Below are 5,941 nucleotides of genomic sequence, written 5' to 3'. Positions count from 1 at the left end.
GGCAACGATTCTGATGATGGCGCCGGATGCTTTCAGGAGCCGGATTTTTCGAAGGGCGATATCCCCACCACCCACGACCAGACAGCGCTGGTTACGTATCTGTAGAAATAATGGTAGATAGTCCATGTTGTTCTCGTTATTTATATGGTTTTCTCTAGACCGGTAAGGGAAGTGGCATTGTAGAAAGTACCAGCCCTCCGTCATTCTCGCGAAGGCGGGAATCTACCACGCAGTGGACCCCCTCCTTCGAGGCTGTTGCAAAACCCACCAGGAACCTCGTTCCCACGTTCTGCGTGGGAATGCATAGCCAACCACAGGAATCGTGTCTGTGGTTGGGTCCTCGCGCTACCACGCAGAGCGTGGGAGCGAGGAGGGTTTGAACCTCGTTCCCACGCTCTGCGTGGGAATGCATAGCCAACCACAGGAATCGTGTCTGTGGTTGGGTCCTGGCGCTACCACGCAGAGCGTGGGAGCGAGGAGGGTTTGAACCTCGTTCCCACGCTCTGCGTGGGAATGCATAGCCAACCACAGGAATCGTGTCTGTGGTTGGGTCCTGGCGCTACCTCGCAGAGCGTGGGAGCGAGGAGGGTTTTGCGACAACCGCCTTCGCGAGGATGACGGTCGGGGAGGGGGTTGCCCTTTTGCGACACCCTCGAAGGCGGGGGCGGGGATCCACTGCTCGCGATAGACTCCCACTCTCACGATGGATTCCCTCCTTCGCGGGAAAACCGGCAGTGGTATAAATCAGCATTTAAAACCTTTTGCAACAACCTCCCAGGCGGGGATGCGATGGTATCTACTGAATGGTTTCTTCCCTAACTGCAGCACAGGCTTCACAGACAGCCTCTTACTGTGTCAGAATTGCAAAAATGCCCTTTTTCTTCAGAAAGGTTTCTCCAGGAAGGAGGAAGCAAGTTGCTATCCACAATCAATGGACACCGGGCTTTTCATTTGGAATCTACCTCCTCGTTAAGGAAGACGAAGTCATTGCTTTCGATACCGCACTTGCCCCAAAGATCCCACAGGTGTCGGCCAACCAACAAATGTCGGCCAACCAACGAATGTCGGCCAACCAACAAATGTCGGACAACCAACGAATGTCGGGCCATCGGGTGGATGGAAAGCTGGTTTTACCTCCTATGCCTGATAAGCATACTGACACTTTCCGACCCACTGGCTGCAGCACCACTCTATATCAGCGGTGACGACCCGCTACCGGTGACTCACCTGGCGTCCGTTGAACCTCCTCCTCATATTTTCAAGAGCTCACAGGTTCAGGACGACACCCCGTCAAACTGGTATCGCCTCGATATAGAGTTATCAGAATACTCTCCTCATGACTGGCTTATGGTTTTCCGACAGGCACCCCACAAAAAACTGGATATTTTTGTTCCTGTCAATGGCGGCTACCATCTCAAAAAAATGGGGGTTGATGGCTCCCGGTCCGGGATTGCACCCAATGCACTCAAGCTTGATATCAAACCAGGCGAAACAAAGACCTGGTATCTCCGCCATGCCTCAGTCCCACCAAACCAGCTCAATCCGACGCTCTGGCCCTCCCTCACCTACTTTGAAAAGCTCAGCGAACAACAAAACACCATCAGCTCAATTCAGACGCTCCTGATCGTTGCATTGATTTTCATCTTTACCCTGACCTTGAGAAACCGCACCCCTGCACTTTATTTGCTCATCAGTCACATGCTCGCAGCAAATGTCATGATTCTGATGTGGGAAGGTGAAATTTTCCGTGTAATTTCATGGCTCGGAGATCCCGGACACTGGCTGATCTTAATGACAACCCTGGTGCTGACAACAGGCATTACCAGTTACCGGACTCTGGCTCTACTGCCTATCTACTGCCCCAGAATTGATCGACTGATTCTCTCGTTAAACGCACTTGGGGTTGCATTGGTTCTCTATGCAATCAGCTCACCCAGCCCGCCCCCCTCTACCACAATGGAACTGGCCGCAAGCGCTCTTCTGGCCAGCTTTGCACTGGTTGTCATTGCCACCGCTTACTGCCTCTATAACGGTATCCGGCCAGCAAAAACGGCCTTTCCTTCTGCCCTGATCATGCTTCTCTTCCTTTCTTACTCCTGGTTCACTGAAGCATGGCCAAGGAGCTTGCCTACCTACCCGGAACTCCTGCTGCTCTCTTTGCATGCCGCACTTCTCCCCCTGTTTTACTGGCACAGTCACCAGCAGAATTTACAGCACGCCATGTCTATTAATGCCATTGCACCGGACAGTAGAAAGCGGCGAATATTTGAAACAGCACTCCGGCAGCACCTGCAAAATCCAGACTCCCCCCTGGCTGATACCGATATTACCCAGAGAGTACTGTCAACCTTTGAGGAAGTATTACCAGGCATGCCGGCCATGATACTCCACCACCAAAGAGATGAGTGGCATATGATTCTTGGGGACGCCGAAGACCACTCAAAAACCGCTGACAGTCTGAGAAAGCAGCTGCCCACTATCGAAGATGACCTGTTAAACGTCATCTCCTCAGGTACTGAAACTAAAATTAATTTCAAAGATCGATACGGAACGATCTACTGGGTCTTGCCACTGAATATTGAAGCGGAAGATAAAATCCTGATGGTTCTCTCTCCGTTAAGACATCACCGCAATGCCACCACCTGGCAAACCGCCTGCGATATCAGCAGTCATGCCTGCACATTGCTTCAGGCCAACCGCCAGTCTCTCTTCTGGCAACAGCAGGCCAGCCTTGATCCATTGACCGGCCTGCTGAACCGGAGAGCTTTCTACCTGGAGGCAGAGAAAATCATTCAGGCTTCCGTTAACAATGATTCCATTCAACCCTGCTGCGCCCTGTTTATGGATATTGATAATTTCAAACAGCTGAATGATCAGCAGGGCCACAGTGCCGGAGACCTTGTTCTTAAAAACACCGCACTGCTTTGCCGAATGGCACTCAGACACAAAGACCTGCTGGGTCGTTATGGCGGTGAAGAGTTTGTGGCATTATTACCCAATACAGAACCCTGGCAGGCATTCCGTGTTGCAGAACGCATAAGAAATGCCATTGCCAACGAAGCTGCCAATAACAGTAAACAGGCTAACCATAAGCCCATGACCGTAAGCATTGGTATTTCTGCCCTGTCCAGTGGAGCGAACACACTGGACAAAATACTGGAAGAAGCAGATTCAGCCATGTACCGGGCAAAACAAAAAGGCAAAAACCGCACCTCAATCAGCACACGTCTGATGGATGTTCGAATACCCCTGTCGTAGAGCCTTATCCAGATAACCTATCAATACTTATACTTCCCAAGCTATTTTAAACGCTTGCGCGGCACCACTTCCATTGATTGAAAATCCGCTAAAGTATTACAAAAGCTCCTGACACCACTCAATAAACCACATGTCAGGAATGCGTCATTCAACTCCTTTATCCCCGTTATACCTAACTGTAACTCCCTTATGGTTTCTTGTTTATTTTTTGTGGGATTTTTAGACGGTGCCAACCGATCACTCATACTACGTGAATCATAAGCTATTAGAGCCATACGCTGTCTCCTCTCCTCAGATTCATTTGATAATTCTGATGCTGACTGTGATCCTCCTGTCGTCATAGATTTTTCAAAAAAAACCTCGTTTAGAGCTTGTTCATCTCTTTGTTGAGTTATTTCCCGAGCTTTGCGAGCCATGACACTTGCGGCGCCCTCCCCCCCTTTTTTCATCACTTTTTGATCTTTCTTTGCTTTTTCCTTCCTATCTTTATCTTTTACTGCCAATTTCATTGCCTTAAGAAATGTTCTCTTTGTTAACATCAAGGCTTGCACAGACTCTTTTACAATTCTTCGTCGCATCATTTTCTTATCCTGGGAGGTTGATTTATTCCACAGTACTAAAGCCGCCTCTTCCCCTTCCCAGTGATGAACATGGTGTATTTTATTGATTTTCTGATCTATAGTGTCAGTGGTTTTATATTCATTCTGCTTTGAATAACATGACATCAGCAAAATAAGCTCCTTATCTTCAAGTCTTTTATTCCCACTTTCCATATACTCCCTGAGAGACTTTGTAATCTGTGTATTTTTGTCCAGCTCCCTTTCAAATTTCTTTTTTTCAGAGCTATATCGAGGCAGTTCAAGTTGAGGTCTAATCGCCTCTAAATCCTTTGAAAGCTCATGAAATTTATCCCGGGTCCAGCCCGAAAACACAATCTTTTTCTTTTCAATTCTTTTTCTGTGACTCTTAGTCTCATCAGATAGCAATTTACTAAGTTCTATTTTGCAATGAGTTTCCACGGAATCATAAAATCGTTTAGTAAGTTGATAATTATCCAGCTGGATCACACCAATTCTGCAAAAATCCATCATTAAAGATTTAATTTTTGATTTATCACTACCCCCCTGTGTCTTGGGCTCTCTTCCTAACACTTCATCCCTTTTATGCTGTGCGTACTCGCAGAGCCCACTGACAAGTCGATCGACTGTATTCTCATAAACAATTAATTTAATTGCTGCCCTTTCATGATTACTTAGATTTCTACTGTTGAAGCACTTAAGTATTTGCTCCTTGTCCCAAAGGCGTGCGAGCAAAGTAACAATAATTTTTGATCGATTAGCAGACGTTAAATCAGCGGGTATTAATGCCATCCGTTCCCGAAACCCCCTACTATCAATTCTATTATCTTTAGTTACTTCTTTCGAATAAACCTCTTTGAGAAAAAGCAGCTTGACAAATTCAAGCTCATGTTCTTTTTTATTCCCAATTGCAATCATAAAATCAACTACCGAATTAAGATAATTTTGGTAGTTACCGTCGAACCAATTCGACTGAAGATCTCTAACCCCCTCTGCAAGCGCAATTACTTGTCTATCCTTAGCCGTCATATCCCATTGGGACATGACGGCCTTTAAAGGAGCCGGCTGACTTGCAGAAGAAGAGCCTCCCTGGAGCTTCCGGGATTGATCCGGTCTGACAAGATGTGTTCGTTCGACTTGCGGTCCTGATTCTGATGATGACCTGATTGTGCCGGTTTTGGCTGATGAGCCTGAAGCATGTCCCTTTTCTGGCTTTCTATGTTTAGGATCGCTTACTTCTGCTTTTCTAGCTTCTATTGTTTTTTCAGGCTTATCTGATCTAGCATCATTTGTTTTCAAGCCCTTAGTTGGTGTAGCTGAAGTTTTATGCTGATACTTTTGGCTGTACTTTTGGCTGCCTGCACTGTCAGAACTCTTGTTTTTTCTGCCTGTACTGGAAGAGCCGTCATTAAACAATGGATTCCGGACACCCTGACCACCTCTGCTACCATCTACTGCTGCCATAAGTAAAACACCTTTGTAGTTTATATTTAGGGATAGTGTGAAAAATTTATTAGCGCAGAAACTCTGCCAGCATTTCTTTAACGGAATATTTTCAATAGATAACAGTTTTCTGATTTATCAATTCTAATACAAGATAGCTGTTATTTTTAAAAAAACCTAAAAATCAACAAAACGTTCATCTAATTTGGCTTTAGTAAAAATAACAGCCCTGCACACTGAGAAAAAAAGAGTTTTCAATTCTGCCAGGACTACAGCTCTACTCAGAAAATCTTCTGAATCTTTTTGCCAGGGGTGCCAGTTCCTTTATTAGCCATACCTGTTCAAAAACAGCCAGATATGGCGATAACTAATCTCACTGCCCGTAAGTTAACAATAGAAATGAACAACAGTACATTTACATATGGTCAGCCTCCAGCATAACGATTTATAATTAAAAAATTTATCACCATTCCCGCACCAGGTTTACTCGAAAATGTCGAAAGGAACCGACCTTCAGAACATCGCTCCCGATAAAAAGGAGCAACAGAAAAAGAAGCTGGAAAACGTTGATCTCAAACTGGAAGGGCGCGATCAGCGCTGGCTTGAGAAAGTTGCCAGAGCCCCGCATCAGGAGCCCTGGAGTGTCACCATTCTCCAATACG

At 46.2% G+C, this 5,941-nt stretch carries 3 protein-coding genes; 1 reads left to right on the top strand and 2 read right to left on the bottom strand.

Going from position 1 to position 5,941, the window contains the following annotated elements; genetic code table 11:
- Window positions 1-126, bottom strand: a 126-nt coding sequence (locus RM811_RS00035) for an NAD(P)-dependent oxidoreductase (RefSeq protein ID WP_402519396.1), incomplete at its 3' end; no start/stop codon positions are given.
- Window positions 127-1,116: 990 nt separating this feature from the next.
- On the opposite strand from RM811_RS00035, the gene RM811_RS00030 reads away from it, so the two are divergent.
- The gene (locus tag RM811_RS00030; protein ID WP_402519394.1) at window positions 1,117-3,258 is read left to right on the top strand and encodes a diguanylate cyclase; all 2,142 of its coding nucleotides are present in this window, start codon (window positions 1,117-1,119) and stop codon (window positions 3,256-3,258) included.
- A gap of 41 nt (window positions 3,259-3,299) precedes the next feature.
- Here the strand turns inward: RM811_RS00030 and RM811_RS00025 are convergent, their stop codons facing one another.
- Window positions 3,300-5,300 (bottom strand): hypothetical protein, encoded by a 2,001-nt coding sequence (locus RM811_RS00025; protein ID WP_402519392.1) that lies wholly within the window; start codon window positions 5,298-5,300, stop codon window positions 3,300-3,302.
- Between the last annotated feature and the right edge of the window lie 641 nt (window positions 5,301-5,941).

Source organism: Endozoicomonas sp., assembly GCF_031844845.1.
Lineage (GTDB): Bacteria > Pseudomonadota > Gammaproteobacteria > Pseudomonadales > Endozoicomonadaceae > Endozoicomonas.
This window is presented reverse-complemented; position numbering and strand designations above follow the sequence as displayed.

Excerpts from the sequence above, each read along its gene's own strand:
- RM811_RS00030 (WP_402519394.1), top strand. The coding sequence starts at position 1,117 with ATGGAAAGCTGGTTTTACCTCCTATGCCTGATAAGCATACTGACACTT.
- RM811_RS00025 (WP_402519392.1), bottom strand. The coding sequence starts at position 5,300 with ATGGCAGCAGTAGATGGTAGCAGAGGTGGTCAGGGTGTCCGGAATCCA.